The sequence below is a fragment of the Spirillospora sp. NPDC046719 genome (assembly GCF_040645715.1).
Lineage (GTDB): Bacteria > Actinomycetota > Actinomycetes > Streptosporangiales > Streptosporangiaceae > Spirillospora.
The window spans coordinates 1-14,787 of sequence record NZ_JBEYYT010000229.1 but is presented as its reverse complement, the minus strand read 5'-3'; the positions used below and the strand labels follow the sequence as shown (position 1 = coordinate 14,787).

Sequence of the window (14,787 nt, the reverse complement as noted above, 5' to 3'; positions counted from 1 at the left end):
GGCCGGGTGTCGCGGGGACGGCCGGCCGGCGCCGTCCGGGCGGGACGGGCGGATGATCGCAGCGGCCGGGCGGGCGGCGCCGGACGCATCGGCTGGGTGGTCGCGGGCGGCTCCGGAGCGGAGCCGGCGTCGGCGCCCATGGAGCGCAGGCGGTTCAGGAAGTCGCCGGACGGCAGGTCGTCGGCGCCGTCGGAGGCGGGGATCGCGCTCAGCCCGCGCAGCCGGCCCTTGACGCGGCGCAGCTCGTCGGCCTCGGCCCGGCAGACGGCGCAGCCGGCCAGGTGGGCGAGGGCGCGGTCGCGGTCGGCGGGGTCCAGCTCGTCGTCGATCAGAGCGGTCAGGCGCTCACCAAGGCAGCTCACACGGCCTCCTCACGCAGGGACGACCCCCCGCGCCCCCCGGCGGCCCCCGGATGGATGCCCTTGCTACGCCTGGTCATGACGCCCCTGTTCGTTCCGTTCTCCTCCGCGCGCGGCCCCGCTGCCACGCGCGCGGTCGCTACACGCCCTCCGGCTGCGGCCGGACGTCGCCGGCCGTGCTCGGGTCGGCGCCGTCGGCTGCCCGCACGCTACCGGTGCCGGAGATCGCCGCATCGGCCCGCTCCCCCACCGCGGCGGCCTCCGCGACGGCCTCGGTGGCCTGCCAGTCGTTGCGGGTCCCGGGACGGCGCCGGGTCGGCGCCCGGTGCTCCAGCGCGGTCCGCAGCTGCGCCCGCCCCCGGTGGATGCGGCTCCGCACGGTGCCGAGCTTGACGCCCAGCGTGGCGGAGATCTCCTCGTAGGACAGGCCCTCGATGTCGCACAGCACGACGGCCGCGCGGTACTCGGGGGCCAGCGCGTCCAGCGCCGCCTGCACGTCGGCGTCGAAGTTGGTGTCGTCGAACGCCTGCGCGGGCGTGGGCTCGCGGCCCTGCAGCCGCTCGGCGGCGTCGTCGGCGAGTCCCTCGAAGCGGATGCGCTGGCGGCGCCGCGCCATGTCGAGGAACAGGTTCGTGGTGATCCGGTGCAGCCAGCCCTCGAACGTGCCGGGCGTGTAGTTCGACAGCGAGCGGAACACGCGGACGAAGACCTCCTGCGTGAGGTCCTCCGCGTCGTGCTGGTTGCCGGTGAGCCGGTAGGCGAGCCGGTACACGCGCGCGGAGTGCTCGCGGACGACCTCATCCCATGACGGCGGCGCCCATTCGGCCTCGGGGGCGTTCTCACGCGCGGCGTTTCCCAGCCCCTGCCTGGGGCCGACCCCCACAGCGCCTCTAAAACTCAGTGCTGCGACTCCCATGGTGCCGGGCTGTTCCTCTCTGGTGAGCCAAGACTCTTCGCCTTGGAACGGCACGGTCTCGCCTGGGCTGGGGCGGTTCTGGACCGGTTCGGTGCTCGTGGTTCCACCCACCGGACGGCGGGTGCTTACGTCTGCTGCAACGCGCTGGAACTCCGGATGGTTCCCGGTCAGCGATATGGTCTTTCCAGCATGAGCCAGGCGGGGGTCCCGCGAGGAGGCAGCCATCGACGCCATTCAGGCCACCCTGGCCTACGTGGAGGATTACCTCCCCGAAGACGAGCCACTGCTGGAGGCCCGGCGGCGCGGCCACGAGATCGGCGCGACCCCGATCGGCCCGGCGGGCGGCGCCGCGCTGCGCTTCCTGGCGTCCCTGCTGGGCGCCCGGACGGTCGTGGAGGTCGGCTCGGGCTGCGGGGTGTCCGGCGTGTACCTGATGCGGGGGATGCCGAAGGACGCGGTGCTGACCAGCGTCGACATCGAGCCCGAGCACCAGCGGCTGGCGAAGCTCGCCTACCGCGAGGCGGGCCTGTCCGCGTTCCGCACCCGGATGATCATCGGTCCGGCGCTGGAGGTGCTGCCGCGGCTCACCGACGGCGCCTACGACATGGTCTTCTGCGACGCGGCGAAGTACGAGTACCCGGAGTACCTGTCGGCGGCGCTGCGGCTGCTGCGGCCGGGCGGCGTCGTCGCGTTCGACAACGCGCTGTGGCAGGACCGGGTCGCCGACCCGGACGCCCGCGACCCCGAGACCGAGGCGATCCGCGAGGTGCACCGGGCGGTCCGCGAGGACGAGCGGCTCGTCCCCCTGCTGGTCCCGGTGGGCGACGGCCTGCTGTGCGCGGTGAAGCGCGACTGACCGGTGACCGGAGTGGAGCGCCAGCGGAACGGAGGTCGCCGGTCAGTCGGCCTTTCCGGGGGGTCTGGGGGGTCGTCCCCCCAGAAGGGAAGCGGCCGGTGACCGGAGTGGAGCACCAGGCGAACGAAGCCGACGGCTCTGAGGGGCCGGCGGACGCGGGGCGGGACGTGCCCGGCGAGGTGTTCGCGGTCCGCGACCGCGTGACGTGGCGGGCGGTCTGGCGGCTCGCCGCGTTCCTGATCCTGTTCGTGGCGTCGATCGGGTTCGTCACGGGCGGCGTGATCCGCGGCGCGGGCGTCGGCAGCATCACGTTCATGGTCATCGGCGTCGCGGGCTTCCTGCTGTTCGGCGCGGGCCTGGCCGTGTCGCTCGGCGGGCTGGTCGCGCGCCGTCCCGTCCTGGAGCTGGACGCCTCGGGGGTGCGCCGGCCGGCGCGCTGGCCGCTGCCGCGCCGGGCCGGGCGGCTGCTGCCCTGGGACGACGTGGCGGCGATCACGGCTCTGCGCCGGGGCGTCCCCGGCACCCGCCGCGGCGAGCAGGACTACGTGGTGTTCCTGCCGACGCAGGAGCTGGCGGAGATGGCCCGCACGTCCGACCGGCCCGTCCTGGTGGCGCTGACGATGCGGGACGTCCCGGCGACGGCGGCGGCGGTGCCGTGGTGCTTCGCGGTCGGCCCCGGCTGGGACGCGGCCCTCCCCAAGATCGTCAAAGAGGCCCGGCGGCGGCGCCGCGTGCCCGTCATCGACCGCCGCACCCGCTGACGCGCGGGCTCGGGACGGCACCGCGCCGCCCGCAGCCGGCTCAGGGTCAAGCGGTGAGCCAGTCGAGGAGGAGCCGGGTGCCGTAGCCGGTGGCGCCGCGGGTGATCTCGGCGTCGTCGGAGGTGGCGCGGCCGGGGCCGGCGATGTCCAGGTGGGCCCAGGTGCGGTCGCCGACGAACTCGCGCAGGAACAGCGCCGCCGCGATCGCGCCGCCGTTGAAGCCGCCGCGGCCCATGTTGCTGACGTCGGCGACGTCCGACTCGATCGCCTCGCGGTAGTCGTCGACGAGCGGCAGCCGCCACAGCGGCTCGCCCGCCGCGGCCCCGGCCGCCGTCAGGGCCTCGGCGAGGGCGTCGTCGTTGCTGAACAGCGCGCCGTGCCGCAGGCCCAGCGCGACCTTGGCGGCGCCGGTGAGGGTCGCGACGTCCACGACCGCGTCGGGGTCGAGCTCGGCGTCGGCGTAGGCGAGGGCGTCGGCGAGGACGAGCCGCCCCTCGGCGTCGGTGTTCAGCACCTCGGAGGTCTTGCCGCCGTAGTGGGCGATGACGTCGCCGGGCCGCATGGACCCGCCGGACGGCATGTTCTCCGCGGCGGCGACCAGGCCGGTGACGCGGGCGCGGACGCCGAGGCCGCGCAGCGCGCTCATCACGGCGATGACCACGCCGCCGCCCGCCATGTCGGTCTTCATGGTCTTCATGCCGTCGTTCGGCTTGAGCGACAGGCCGCCGCTGTCGAACGTGATCCCCTTGCCGACGAGCACGACGTGCCGGTCGGGCGTCCCGTCGGGGGTGTAGGACAGCTCGATCAGGCGCGGCGGGCGGACGGAGCCGGAGCCCACCGCCAGCAGGCCGCCGAACCCGCCCTCGACCAGTTCCTTCTCGTCCCGGACCCGGACGGTGAGGCCCGCCTCGCGGGCGACCTCCTCGGCGCGGGCGGCGAGCCAGGACGGGTCCTTCTCGCCGGACGGGGTGTTGGTGAGGTCGCGGGCGAGGGCGGTGGCGCGGGCCCGCGCGGTGCCGCGCTCGATCGCGGGCGCGTCCGCGTCGGGGCCGGCCTCGGTCAGCACGGCGAGGGTGCCGAGCGGGCCCTTGGGCGCGGCGGCGCCGATCCGGAACTCGTAGGAGGCGAGCAGGGCGCCCTCGACGAAGGCGGCGAGGTCGCCGGAGGGGACCCCCGCGACGAGGGCCGAGCGGCCGCGGCCGCGGCGCGCGAGGGCCGCACCGGCCTTGCGCAGCTCCGCGGGGGCCGCCTCGCCCACCCCGTACAGCAGCAGCTCGCGGACCTTGCCGCCGACCTGGACGGGGGCGGCGACGATCTCGCCCGCCTCGCCCTTGGCGCCGTGCAGCGCCAGCAGCTCGTCCAGGGTGAACGGCAGGGACTTCGCGACCTCGGCGTCCGGGGCGACCGGGCCGGAGCGGACGGGGACCGCCACCGCCTCCGCCTCGAGGTCGACCGCGGTGCCGGTCACGGTGCCGCCGGCGCCGTGGATGCGGGTCTCGATGGGCATGGCGACGGATCCCCCCTGAGCTGAGCTTTTACCGGATGTGCGGTGTACGGGAACGGCGACGGTCCCGGCGAGCACGCCGGGACCTTCGCCGGAGAGCCGGGAACGGCGGAGCCGTCAGCCGACGACGCCCTTGAGGGCCTCGCCGAGTTCCTTGGCCTCGTCGGCGGAGAGCTCGACCACAAGGCGGCCGCCGCCTTCGAGCGGGACCCGCATGACGATTCCGCGCCCCTCCTTGGTCACTTCGAGCGGACCGTCTCCCGTCCGCGGCTTCATCGCCGCCATGCGTGCATCCCCTTCCTGCCTAAAGGCCCCGCTTGGGGCCGTTTGGAGCCTCCGGGCACCGTTGGCCGCGTGGCCGCCTGTCGCATCCGCGTCATCAGTAGTGGTCCATTATCTCGTCTCCTGGGCGCGAAGTGGTAACGATCAGCCTCCAGATCGGAAGACTGCAGGCGTACGGGGCACTCCGGCGCTGATCGACCGGCATCGCCCCGGTCACCGGGAGCGAGGCGGAAGGACCGGCCCGAAGACCACCGGACGGTCACGCCGGGTACACGGGAAGGGAACGGCACTTGCCCGCCGCGCCCCGGTTCGTCGATGGTTGCCGGGGAAGATCTACCGAGGACCGGGAGGGTGCCGCATGTCCGAGACCGTGCTGTACGACGTGACCGACGGTGTGGGAACTATCACACTGAACCGTCCGGACGCGATGAACTCGCTGACGGCGGAGATGAAGGACGCGCTGCTGGAGACGGTCCGGCGCGCCTCGGCGGACGCGTCGGCCCGCGCGGTCATCCTCACCGGCGCGGGACGGGCCTTCTGCGCCGGTCAGGACCTGCGCGAGCACGCCGACAACCTGGCGGCCGGCCGGGGGCTCGACGGCACGGTGACCAAGCACTACAACCCGATCGTGCTGGCGATCGCGGGGATGGCGAAGCCGGTCGTCGCGGCGGTGAACGGGGTGGCGGCGGGCGCGGGCGCGGCGCTGGCGTTCGCCTGCGACCTCGCGGTGGCCGCGGACACGGCGCGGTTCGCGACGGCCTTCACCGGCATCGGCCTGGCGCCCGACAGCGGCATGTCGTGGACGTTGCAGCGGCTGGTCGGCCGGTCGAAGGCGGCGGAGCTGCTGCTGCTCGGCGACCCGCTGAAGGCGCCGGAGGCGCTGGAGCTCGGCCTGGTCAACCGGGTCGTCCCGGCGGACGAGCTGGCCCCCGCGGCGGTGGAGCTGGCGCGGCGCCTCGCGGCGGGCCCGACCGTGGCGTACGCGGCGGTGAAGCAGGCGCTCGACCACGCGGCGACGCACGACCTGGCGTCCGCGCTGGAGCGCGAGGCCGTGCTGCAGGACGAGTGCGCGGCGACGTCCGACCACCAGAACGCGACCGAGGCGTTCCTGAAGAAGCAGAAGCCCGTCTTCGAGGGCCGTTAGGGGCTCCCACGCGCGCGCGGGGTGGGGGCAGCCCCACCCCCGTTTCTGGAGCGCGCGCCAATGTGCCGGAGGGCCCGCGGCGGTTGGCTTGAGGGCATGACACAAGCATCCGCCGCACCGCCCGCGGGACAGGTCCGCGATCACGTCGCCGTCGCGTCCGGCCTGGTCAAGTCGTACGGGACGGGCGACGGCGCGGTGACCGCGCTGCGCGGCGTCTCGGCCTCGTTCGCGCGCGGGCAGTTCACCGCGATCATGGGGCCGTCCGGCTCCGGCAAGTCGACCTTCCTGCACTGCCTGGCCGGGCTGGACACGGTGACGTCCGGCTCGGTGCTGATCGGCGGCGTGGAGATCACCGGGCTGTCCCGCACGCGGCTGACCAAGCTGCGCCGCGACCGGCTCGGGTTCGTGTTCCAGTCGTTCAACCTGCTGCCGATGCTGACGGCGGAGGAGAACATCCGGCTGACCGGGCGGCTCGGGAACCGCCGCACGGACCGGCGGTGGTTCGACACGGTCGTGGACGCGCTGGGCCTGCGCGAGCGCCTCGGGCACCGGCCGAGCGAGCTGTCCGGCGGGCAGCAGCAGCGCGTCGCGGTCGCGCGGGCGCTGCTGACCCGGCCGGAGGTGCTGTTCGCCGACGAGCCGACGGGCAACCTCGACTCGCGCTCCGGCGCCGAGGTGCTCGGGTTCCTGCGCTCGGCGGTGGACTCCTACGGGCAGACCGTGGTCATGGTGACGCACGACCCGGCCGCCGCCGCGCACGCCGACCGGGTGCTGTTCCTCGCCGACGGCATGATCGTCCACGAGCTCGCCGGGCCGACCATCGACCAGGTGCACGCCGTGATGCGCCGGATGGGCGGCTGATCCCCATGTGGCTCATCGCGCGGCGCTCGTTCGCCGAGGGCTGGCTGCGGCTGGCCGCCACGATGCTCGCGGCGCTGTTCTCCATCGGCCTGATCGCGGGCTCCCTGCAGTTCACGCTGCGCGCGCAGGAGGCCGTCTCCGGCAGCGACGCGAGCGAGTACGCGCGCGCCGACGTGCTCGTCCAGGGCGGCTCGGTCGACCCCGACGACCCGTACGCGGTCCCGGACGGCCGGGTCGCGCTCGCGCGGGTCGCGGGACGGCCCGGCGTCGCCGCCGTGGCGGGGGACGCGTCCGTCCCGGTGACCGCGAGCGGCGCCGGCCACAAGACGATCATGCCGCCGGCCGGGGCGCGGACCCTGCTGCGGCCATGGACGTCCGAGGCCGCGCTCAACCCTTACCACCTGGAGTCCGGGCGCGCGCCCGCCGCCGGCGGCGAGGTCGCCGTCACCCGGCACGCCGCGCGCGCCGGGAAGCTCGGCACCGGCGACACGATGACCGTCATGACGCCGAAGCAGGCCCTCACGATGAAGGTCGTCGGCATCGTCACCGTGCAGGGGCACAGCGCCGTCGCGAGCGGCGACCTGATCCTCGCGCCGCCCGCGACCGTCCAGCAGGTCGCCGGGCTGCCCGCCGGGACCTGGCAGTCCGCCTGGGTGAAGGCCGCCCCCGGCGTGCCGCCCGCGAAGCTGCGCGGCGAGCTGACCCGCGCGTTCGGCTCCGCCGCGACCGTCCGGACGGCGAGCGGCGTCCGGCACGCGCAGTCCGCCGACCTGCAGGGCGCCGGGGCGTCCGTCGGCGGCGCCATCGGGATGCTCTCGTCCGTCGCGGTGTTCGTCGGCCTGTTCGTGGTGTCCAACACTTTCGGCACCCTCGTCCGGCAGCGGACCCGGCGGCTCGCGCTGCTCGGCGCGATCGGCGCCACCCCGCGGCAGATCAAGCGGCTGATCCGGCTGGAGGCGCTCGTCCTCGGCGTCGTCGCGTCGGCCGGCGGCGTCCTGCTCGGCTACGCCGTCTCCGAGCTGCTGACCAGGCTGTTCGCGCAGGACGGCTTCGACATCACCGCCGCCGACGCGCAGTACGGCTGGATCGCCCTCGCCGTCCCGGCCGCCGTCGGGATCCTCGTCACCCAGCTCGCCGCGTGGCGGGCCGCCCGGAAGGCGGCCCGCATCTCCCCTATGCAGGCGCTCAGGGCGGCGAGCGCCGACACGACCGGCCGCCGCTGGCCCCGCCTCGCCGGCGCCTTCGCGGTCTTCGCCTGCGCGTGGATGTTCTTCGGACCCGTCTGGGCGATCCGCGCCGAGGAGCCGCCCGGACCGGACCGCACCGTCGGGATCGCGGTGCTGATCCTGATGGGCTGCATGACGACCGTCGCGGCCCTCGCCGTGCTCGGGCCGTTCTTCGTCGGCCCCCTCGGCGGCCTGGTCGGGCGGATCGGGATGGCCGTCAGCGGTGAGGCCGGGCGGCTCGCCCGCGCCACGATCACCCGCAGCCCGCGCCGCGTCTCGTCCGCCGCCTCGTCACTGATGCTCGGCGTCGCCCTCGTCGGCGCCACCGCGATGATCGTGATGTCGGCGAACGGCCGCTTCGACGAGGCCGGACGGCAGGTCATGAAGGCCGACCACGCCATCGCCGCGACCGGGAAGACCGCCGACGGCCCCGCGCCGCTGCCCAGCGACCTCGCCGCGAAGGCCGCCGCCGTCCCGGGCGTCGCACACGCCGCCGCCCTCACCGCCTCCCAGGTCAAGCTCGTCTCGCCCCAGCCGAAGTCCCACGACGGCGACAGCGACTCGCTCTACATCGCCGTCACCGGCGTGGACCAGGGCGCGCTGCCGTCCGTGCTCCGGCTCGGCGGACACCTGCCGGCCCTGCCGGACGGGCAGATCGGGCTCACCTCCGCGATCATGAAGGCGAAGAGCCTGCACAAGGGCCAGCGAATCGTGGTCGCGGGCGCGCGGGGCCGCGTCCCGCTCACCGTCGCGGGCGCCTACCACGACCCGTCCCACCTGTTCGCCGACGGCGCGCTCGTCGCCCCGTCCACCATGGACCGCCTCGACCCGGACGCCGCCGCCCAGGCGATCCTGGTCAGCGGCGGATCGGCGGACGCGCTGTCGCGCGCGGTCGCGGGCCTGCCCGGCGTCGAGGTCATGGACCGGGGCGCCTACGTCGAGCGGGCCGCGGGCTCGATGACCAAGGGCATGAGCGTCATCTACGGGTTCATCGGGATGTCGCTGGTCCTGTCGCTGTTCGGGATGGCCACCACCGTCTCGATGAGCGTCGCCGAACGGACCCGCGAGTTCGGCCTGCTCGGCGCCGTCGGCGCGACGGTGACGCAGATCCGGGCGATCGTCCGCTGGGAGGCCGCCACGGTCGTCCTGCTCGGCGGCCTCCTCGGCATCGGCGCCGCCGTCGGCACGGTCGCGGTCCTGCACGCGGGCACCGGCAGCTCGTTCCTGACCCCGGACCCGCCCTGGTGGCTGTTCGTCCTGGTCGCCGTCGGCGCCGCCGCCGTCACCCTCGCCACCTCGGCCCTGCCCGCGCGCCGGGCCTCCGCGATCCCCGTCCTGGAGGCCGCCAAGGCCGAGTGACCGTCAGGTGTACGCGCCTCGTCGATGGCACCCCGTCAGGTGGTCGTCGACGAGGCCGCACGCCTGCATGAGGGCGTACGCGGTGGTGGGGCCGACGAACCGGAAGCCGTTGCGCTTCAGCTCCTTGGCGAGGGCCTTCGAGCCGTCGGTGGAGGCGGGGACATCGGACGTGTCGGCGTACGCGGGGGCGTCGGGGTCGGCGTAGCGCCAGGCCGTGGCGGCGAGGCCGCCGGGCAGGTCGAGCGCGGCGCGCGCGTTCGCGATCGCCGCGTCGATCTTCGCGCGGTTGCGGACGATCGACGCGTCGGCCATCAGCCGCGCGACGTCGTCCGGCCCGAACGCGGCGACCTTCTCGGGATCGAAGCCGCAGAACGCCGCGCGGAACCCCTCCCGCTTGCGCAGGATCGTCAGCCAGGACAGCCCCGACTGGAACGCCTCCAGGCACAGCCGCTCGTAAAGGCCCTGGTCGTCGCGGACGGGACGGCCCCACTCCTCGTCGTGGTAGGCGATGTAGTCGGGGGCCGACAGCCCCCACGGGCAGCGGGCCAGCCCGTCCTCGCCTCGGATAGCGGTGCTCACCGGCCCGTTCTACCTCATGCCTCCGACAGAACGGCCCGGGTCGCGGACGGCCGGGTCAGGACGGGCCGGCCGCCAGCGCGGCGAGCCGTCGCAGCCCGAGGCCCATGAACGCCTTCACGACGGGGCCGAGGACCAGCCATCCGGCGCGTCCGAGGACGCCGAGCGGCAGGTCGACGCGCTCTGCCCAGACGACGCGGCTGCCCTTCCCGTACGGGAGGACCTCGAACCGGGCCTCCCCGCGCACGAGCCGCCCGGTGTGCCGGACGGCGACGAGCCGCCCGGCCCGCCAGCCGGTGATGACCATGGTGTCGAGGAAGCCGACGGGGCCGACGCCCGTCCACGCCCTCAGCTCCGCGCCGACCTCGCGGCCGCCCTCGGCGCGGGTGAACGGCATCCAGTCGGCGTGCCTCGGCCAGTCGGTGAGGACCTCGAAGACCCGCTTCGGCGGTGCGTCGGAGAGCGCCTCGGCGTGGACGGCGACCTCGCTCACGGAATGTCCCATGGCCCGTCCTTGCCCGATTCCGGGTCGTCGTCCCCCTCGTCCTGCGGCTCGCCGTCCTCGCGCAGCCGGATCGGCGGGGCCTCCTGCTCGGGGAAGTGCGGGTCCTGGAGGCCGTGCAGCGCGCCGATCCGCTCCGGCTCGGGCGCCACCGTCGCGCCGCGGCGCAGGTCGTCGACCTGCCGCTCCAGGTCGGCCACGCGGGCGTCGCGCTCGGCGAGGGCGCGGGCGAGGTCGCGGAACGCCTGGTCCGCCACGGGCGCCTGGTAGCCCCAGAACGCTCGGGGCAGCCGGAGCGAGAGGACCGTCCGGGGCGTGACGTACCGGCCGTCGCCGAGGGGCAGCGGCGGATGGTCGGGATGGGTCTCGGTCAGCTCTCCGCCCCGGCCCATCGCGAGGACGACGACGGAGCCCAGCACGGCCAGGCCCGCCAGCACGAAGACCACGACCAACATCTCGCTCCGATCTCCTCACGACTCCGCACCCCTGATCGTGCCACGCTTGGGCGCATGGGGTTGCACGAGGAGCGCGCCGGGTCGCGCGATGGCCTGATCCTGACGGGGCCGGAGCGGGCGCCGGACGGGACCGTGGACGCGGGCACGGCGCCCCCGGCGGCCCGGGTGAGCGAGCTGGTCGAGCGGGCCGGGCCGTCCGGCGCCGTCATGGTGGCGCTGGAGTCGGACGCGGCGGAGCCCGATCCCGGGCTGATGGCCGCCGCGTCCGTCTACGCGTGGCTGGGGGCGAGCGTGTTCCGGGTGCCGCCGTCGCAGGCGGACGGGGTGCGCCAGGTCCTCGACATGGTCGCCGCGATCCGCGGCACCCGCCCCCCGGCGGTCGCCCGCCGCGGCCTCGCCTAGCCCCCCGCGGCCCCGCCTAGCCTGCGGCGGCCCCGCCTGATCCACCGCGGCCTCCCCCAGGCCGCCGCGGGGCCCGCCGGCTCAGGCGCGGAGCTTGTGCCAGGGGCCGGTGATCGCGAAGGTGACGCCGGGGCCCTCCTGCCGGTTGGCGAAGAGGATCTTGCCGTCCGGGGAGAACGTGACGCCGGTGAACTCGCTGCCGTTGAGGGCGTTGCGGGCCATCGCGAACGGCTTGCCGGCCTTGGTGGTGCCGACGAGGTGCTGGTCGCCGTCGCCGTCCTCGGCCAGCATCACGCCGCCGCCGTACGGGGAGACGGTGATGTTGTCCGGGCCGTCGAACCTGCCGCCCGGCTTGAACACCAGCTGCAGCTCGATCTCGTTCTTGCGCGGGTCGTAGGTCCAGACCTGGCCGGCGTGCTCGGCGGCGCCGCCGTCGGCCTTGTGGGAGTAGGAGCAGACGAAGTACGCCTTGCCGTGGCCCCACCAGGCGCCTTCGAGCTTCTGGCTGCGGGTGACGTCGTCGAGCTGCTTGCGGGTCGACTCCGTCTTCGCCGACGGGTCCGGCACGGCCACCCAGCGGCAGTGCAGCTTGGTGCCGGGCTCCTGGACGACCGACAGGTCCGGGACGTCCCGGACGTTCATCGCCTCGAGCCGCCCGCCCTGCAGGTAGGCGTGGTAGTCGCCGCGGTGCGCGCGCGGGCGGAACCGGTAGAACAGACCGAACGGGCCGTGCGCGTCCTCGGTGAGGTAGGCGGTGAGGGTGTCGGGGTCGACGGCGACGGCCTCGTGGGCGAACCGGCCGAGCCCCGTCAGCGGGACGGGCTCGGTCCGCCGCCCGTGCGGGTCGACCTCGAAGACCCAGCCGTGGCTCTTGGTCTGGCCGGTGAAGCCCTCGGTCTCCTCGCAGGTCAGCCAGGTGCCCCAGGGGGTGCGCCCGCCCGCGCAGTTGGTGGACGTCCCGGCGAGGCTGACGTACTGCGACAGCAGGTCGCCGTCCTTGTCGACCTCCAGCGTGGTGGTGCCGCCGTTGGCCGCCGGGTCGTAGGTGAGGGCGGCGGGCGCGACGGCGCGGGTGCCGTTGTTGCTCTGCTCGTGGTTGCGGACGAGCCGGGTCCGGCCGGGCCTGCTGCCCGGGAAGGTGGCCGTGCCGTCGTGGTGGCCGGGGACGACGACGCCGTCGGAGATCGGGTCGCCCTCCGTCGACAGGGTCTTGTAGGAGAAGCCCTTGGGCAGGTCGAGGACGCCCTTGGGGTCGGGGATCAGCGGGCCGTAGCCGTAGGCCTCTCCGGTATCGGCGCCCGCGGAGGTCTGGAAGACGGAGTCGAGGCTTCCGGCCAGGGCGATGGACAGCGCGCCGGCGGCGCCGCCCTTCATGACACCGCGACGGGTCACGGACATGGTGCGGTCTCCTTCAACGTGAGGGGATCACGCAGGAGCGTCGCGGCCGGTGCTGAACCGGGGGTGAACGATCACGTGCCGGATGGCAAACCCCCAGGACAATCTTGGTCTTTTCCGGCGTCCGCTGCGCCGGGAGCGTCCCCCACGCTGCTGTGGGGGACGCGCGGGCGGGCGGGTCAGAGCTCGGCCTCGGCGTAGTCCTCGAAGCTCATCCCGATCTTCGGCTGGGAGCGTTCCAGCAGGTCGAACGCCTCCGGCACGGAGGACGACCAGCCGATCGCGTCCCAGATCTTCGGGCGGGCGAACCCCTGCTCGGTGAGGCCCTTCATCAGCTCGCGGAGCGGCTCGTACACGCCGGTCGGGTCGAGGATCACCACGGCCTTGTCGTGCATGCCGAGCGTCCGGGCGGTCCAGATCTCGAACAGCTCCTCCAGGGTGCCGATGCCGCCGGGCAGCACCAGGAAGGCGTCGCTGCGCCTGTCCATCTCGCCCTTGCGGGTCCGCATGTCGGGCGTGACGATCAGCTCGTCGCTGTCGTCGTCGGAGAGCTCGACGCTGACCAGCCCCTCGGGGATCACCCCGACGGTGCGGGCGCCGCCGGCCCGGGCGGCGCGGGCGACGGCGCCCATGCAGGACACCCGGCCGCCGCCGCTCACCAGGCTGTGCCCGCGCCGGGCCAGCTCGTCCCCGACCTCGGCGGCGAGGTCGACGTACCGCCGGTCGATCTTGGTGCTGGAGGAGCAGAACACGCAGACGGCCAGGGACATGGCGCACGCCTTTCGGTCGGGGACGAGGCGCTGCCCACTCTACGGAGCCGGCTACTCGGCGAGCTCGTCGCGCAGGCGCGGCGCGAGGGCGACCACGATGATCATCAGGACGAGGAAGACCACCATCACCGCGTGCAGCCCGGCGGCGTGGTTGAGCGCCCCGATGATCGGCGGCCCGGCCAGGAACCCGACGTAGCCGATGGTGGACGCGGCGGCGATGGCGGGCCCGGGCGATCCGGGCGTCCGCCGCGCCAGGTGGCTGTAGGTGACGGGGACGACGGCGGCGAGCCCGAGCCCGATCAGCGCGTACCCGGCCAGGCTCGTCCAGGTGAACGGGAGGGCGAGGGCGAGGACGGCGCCGGACGCGGCGAGGGCCGCGCAGCCGAACAGGTACCGGTGCGAGCCGGTGCCGGCGCGGATCCGGTCGGCGACGAGCCGGCCGGTGACCATCCCGGCCGAGAACACCGCGAACCCGGCGGCGGCGAGCCAGGTCGGCGCTCCGGCGACGTCGCGCAGGTAGATCGACCCCCAGTCGTTCACGGTGCCCTCCCCCATCAGGGCGCAGAAGGCGACGAGGCCGGGCGTCCACACGCCGCGACCGGGGCGGACGAGCGCGAGCCCGGGTCTGTCCGACCCCGGCGGGTCGGGCGGCAGGAACGCGGTCGCGACGAGGCAGAGGGTGGTCAGCAGCACGGCGGCCAGCATGAAGTGCGTCTCCGGGCTCAGCCCGGAGTGCACGGCCAGCCCGCCGGCCGCCGCGCCGGTGACGCCGCCGAGGCTGAACCTCGCGTGGAACCCGCCCATGAGGGGGCGGGCGCTGAGCCGCTCGGCCAGCGCGCCCTGGGTGTTCATGGCGACGTCCACGCAGCTGTTGGTGATGGCGAAGAAGGTGAGCGCGCCGGTCAGGCACAGCAGTTGCGGCGCCAGCCCGACGAGCGGGAGCGCGCCGAGGTAGATGCCGGCCCCGGCGAGGATGCGCCGGCTGCCGATCCGGGCGACCAGCAGGCCGGCCAGCGGCAGCCCGGCTAAGGCCCCGGCGGCCAGCCCGGTGAGCGCCACCGACAGGCCGCCGGGGGTGAGGTCCAGCGCGTCCCGGACGTCGGGCACCCGCGAGGCCCAGGTGGCGAAGGCGGCTCCGTTCGAGAAGAAGATCGCGCCGACGCCGGCGCGGGCGGCGCGGCCGCGGGCGACGGCCGGCGGGGCCGGGGGGCCGGCTCCGGCGTCGTCGGTGCCCGCGCGGGGCCCGCCTCGTGTCCTGCTTCTGGGCATGCTCGACTCCCCTGGGGTGTGGGTGCGGTGCTCCGCCCGCGACGCCGCCGGGCGCGGCGGCGCGCGGGCTCGAACCGAGGGCCCCCGCGGTCGGGGTTCCGGGTGGGGGCGGGGCCGCTCGCGCGGGCCAACGGGGGCGACTTTCTTGGT

15 protein-coding genes and 1 pseudogene are annotated in these 14,787 nt (G+C 74.9%); 6 read left to right on the top strand and 10 right to left on the bottom strand.

Annotation, left to right across the window (positions count from 1 at the left end; translation table 11 throughout):
• Both ABZ914_RS31395 and sigE read right to left on the bottom strand, forming a co-directional pair.
• The coding region (locus ABZ914_RS31395; RefSeq protein ID WP_500197628.1) for an anti-sigma factor family protein at positions 1–362 on the bottom strand (362 nt) is incomplete at its 3' end.
• 307 nt (positions 363–669) lie between these two features.
• A pseudogene (gene sigE / locus ABZ914_RS31390) lies at positions 670–1,275 on the bottom strand (RNA polymerase sigma factor SigE); the annotation flags it as partial.
• A 253-nt stretch (positions 1,276–1,528) separates the two neighbouring features.
• Here sigE and ABZ914_RS31385 point away from each other — a divergent pair.
• Both ABZ914_RS31385 and ABZ914_RS31380 read left to right on the top strand, forming a co-directional pair.
• Positions 1,529–2,131 (top strand): O-methyltransferase, encoded by a 603-nt coding sequence (locus ABZ914_RS31385; protein WP_387029886.1) that lies wholly within the window; start codon positions 1,529–1,531, stop codon positions 2,129–2,131.
• Between the two features lie 98 nt (positions 2,132–2,229).
• Positions 2,230–2,892 carry a hypothetical protein gene (locus ABZ914_RS31380; RefSeq protein ID WP_500197626.1) on the top strand — a complete coding sequence of 221 codons (663 nt, stop codon included), beginning with the start codon at positions 2,230–2,232 and terminating at the stop codon, positions 2,890–2,892.
• 46 nt (positions 2,893–2,938) lie between these two features.
• On the opposite strand, the gene ABZ914_RS31375 is transcribed toward ABZ914_RS31380, so the two are convergent.
• Positions 2,939–4,399 (bottom strand): leucyl aminopeptidase, encoded by a 1,461-nt coding sequence (locus ABZ914_RS31375; RefSeq protein WP_500197625.1) that lies wholly within the window; start codon positions 4,397–4,399, stop codon positions 2,939–2,941.
• A 114-nt stretch (positions 4,400–4,513) separates the two neighbouring features.
• Positions 4,514–4,681 carry a DUF3117 domain-containing protein gene (locus ABZ914_RS31370; RefSeq protein ID WP_083946426.1) on the bottom strand — a complete coding sequence of 56 codons (168 nt, stop codon included), beginning with the start codon at positions 4,679–4,681 and terminating at the stop codon, positions 4,514–4,516.
• 355 nt (positions 4,682–5,036) lie between these two features.
• On the opposite strand from ABZ914_RS31370, the gene ABZ914_RS31365 reads away from it, so the two are divergent.
• The 3 genes from ABZ914_RS31365 (at position 5,037) to ABZ914_RS31355 (ending at position 9,268) form a co-directional block, all read left to right on the top strand.
• Complete coding sequence (locus ABZ914_RS31365; protein WP_500197623.1) at positions 5,037–5,822, top strand: enoyl-CoA hydratase-related protein; 786 nt, start codon at positions 5,037–5,039, stop codon at positions 5,820–5,822.
• Positions 5,823–5,918: 96 nt separating this feature from the next.
• Positions 5,919–6,683: an ABC transporter ATP-binding protein gene (locus tag ABZ914_RS31360; protein WP_190867230.1), complete on the top strand. Its 765-nt coding sequence runs from the start codon at positions 5,919–5,921 to the stop codon at positions 6,681–6,683.
• A 5-nt stretch (positions 6,684–6,688) separates the two neighbouring features.
• On the top strand, positions 6,689–9,268 hold the full coding sequence (locus ABZ914_RS31355; protein ID WP_500197621.1) for an FtsX-like permease family protein: 2,580 nt from the start codon (positions 6,689–6,691) through the stop codon (positions 9,266–9,268).
• A 3-nt stretch (positions 9,269–9,271) separates the two neighbouring features.
• Here the strand turns inward: ABZ914_RS31355 and ABZ914_RS31350 are convergent, their stop codons facing one another.
• From ABZ914_RS31350 to ABZ914_RS31340, 3 genes are read right to left on the bottom strand one after another with little or no spacing between them, the layout of a single operon-like run.
• A complete protein-coding gene (locus ABZ914_RS31350; RefSeq protein WP_500197619.1) occupies positions 9,272–9,847 on the bottom strand; it encodes a DNA-3-methyladenine glycosylase I in 576 nt (191 codons plus the stop codon).
• A 55-nt stretch (positions 9,848–9,902) separates the two neighbouring features.
• Entirely contained in the window at positions 9,903–10,349 is a 447-nt protein-coding gene (locus ABZ914_RS31345; protein WP_500197617.1) for an SRPBCC family protein, read from the bottom strand.
• The gene (locus tag ABZ914_RS31340; protein WP_190867223.1) at positions 10,334–10,801 is read right to left on the bottom strand and encodes a hypothetical protein; all 468 of its coding nucleotides are present in this window, start codon (positions 10,799–10,801) and stop codon (positions 10,334–10,336) included. Before ABZ914_RS31340 ends, ABZ914_RS31345 begins: the two co-directional genes overlap by 16 nt.
• 54 nt (positions 10,802–10,855) lie before the next feature.
• On the opposite strand from ABZ914_RS31340, the gene ABZ914_RS31335 reads away from it, so the two are divergent.
• Complete coding sequence (locus ABZ914_RS31335) at positions 10,856–11,203, top strand: hypothetical protein (protein WP_241756453.1); 348 nt, start codon at positions 10,856–10,858, stop codon at positions 11,201–11,203.
• A gap of 81 nt (positions 11,204–11,284) precedes the next feature.
• Here the strand turns inward: ABZ914_RS31335 and ABZ914_RS31330 are convergent, their stop codons facing one another.
• The 3 genes from ABZ914_RS31330 to ABZ914_RS31320 form a co-directional block, all read right to left on the bottom strand.
• The gene (locus tag ABZ914_RS31330) at positions 11,285–12,601 is read right to left on the bottom strand and encodes an alkaline phosphatase PhoX (protein WP_500197616.1); all 1,317 of its coding nucleotides are present in this window, start codon (positions 12,599–12,601) and stop codon (positions 11,285–11,287) included.
• Between the two features lie 176 nt (positions 12,602–12,777).
• Positions 12,778–13,368 carry an LOG family protein gene (locus ABZ914_RS31325; protein WP_387029897.1) on the bottom strand — a complete coding sequence of 197 codons (591 nt, stop codon included), beginning with the start codon at positions 13,366–13,368 and terminating at the stop codon, positions 12,778–12,780.
• Between the two features lie 51 nt (positions 13,369–13,419).
• Positions 13,420–14,637, bottom strand: coding sequence for an MFS transporter (locus ABZ914_RS31320; protein WP_500197614.1), 1,218 nt, complete (start codon positions 14,635–14,637; stop codon positions 13,420–13,422).
• Positions 14,638–14,787: the final 150 nt, after the last annotated feature.

Coding starts and splice junctions, on each gene's coding strand:
- ABZ914_RS31365 (WP_500197623.1), top strand. CDS start 5,037: ATGTCCGAGACCGTGCTGTACGACGTGACCGACGGTGTGGGAACTATC.
- ABZ914_RS31360 (WP_190867230.1), top strand. CDS start 5,919: ATGACACAAGCATCCGCCGCACCGCCCGCGGGACAGGTCCGCGATCAC.
- ABZ914_RS31320 (WP_500197614.1), bottom strand. CDS start 14,637: ATGCCCAGAAGCAGGACACGAGGCGGGCCCCGCGCGGGCACCGACGAC.
- ABZ914_RS31335 (WP_241756453.1), top strand. CDS start 10,856: ATGGGGTTGCACGAGGAGCGCGCCGGGTCGCGCGATGGCCTGATCCTG.
- ABZ914_RS31370 (WP_083946426.1), bottom strand. CDS start 4,681: ATGGCGGCGATGAAGCCGCGGACGGGAGACGGTCCGCTCGAAGTGACC.
- ABZ914_RS31330 (WP_500197616.1), bottom strand. CDS start 12,601: ATGTCCGTGACCCGTCGCGGTGTCATGAAGGGCGGCGCCGCCGGCGCG.
- ABZ914_RS31375 (WP_500197625.1), bottom strand. CDS start 4,399: ATGCCCATCGAGACCCGCATCCACGGCGCCGGCGGCACCGTGACCGGC.
- ABZ914_RS31355 (WP_500197621.1), top strand. CDS start 6,689: ATGTGGCTCATCGCGCGGCGCTCGTTCGCCGAGGGCTGGCTGCGGCTG.
- ABZ914_RS31325 (WP_387029897.1), bottom strand. CDS start 13,368: ATGTCCCTGGCCGTCTGCGTGTTCTGCTCCTCCAGCACCAAGATCGAC.
- ABZ914_RS31345 (WP_500197617.1), bottom strand. CDS start 10,349: ATGGGACATTCCGTGAGCGAGGTCGCCGTCCACGCCGAGGCGCTCTCC.
- ABZ914_RS31340 (WP_190867223.1), bottom strand. CDS start 10,801: ATGTTGGTCGTGGTCTTCGTGCTGGCGGGCCTGGCCGTGCTGGGCTCC.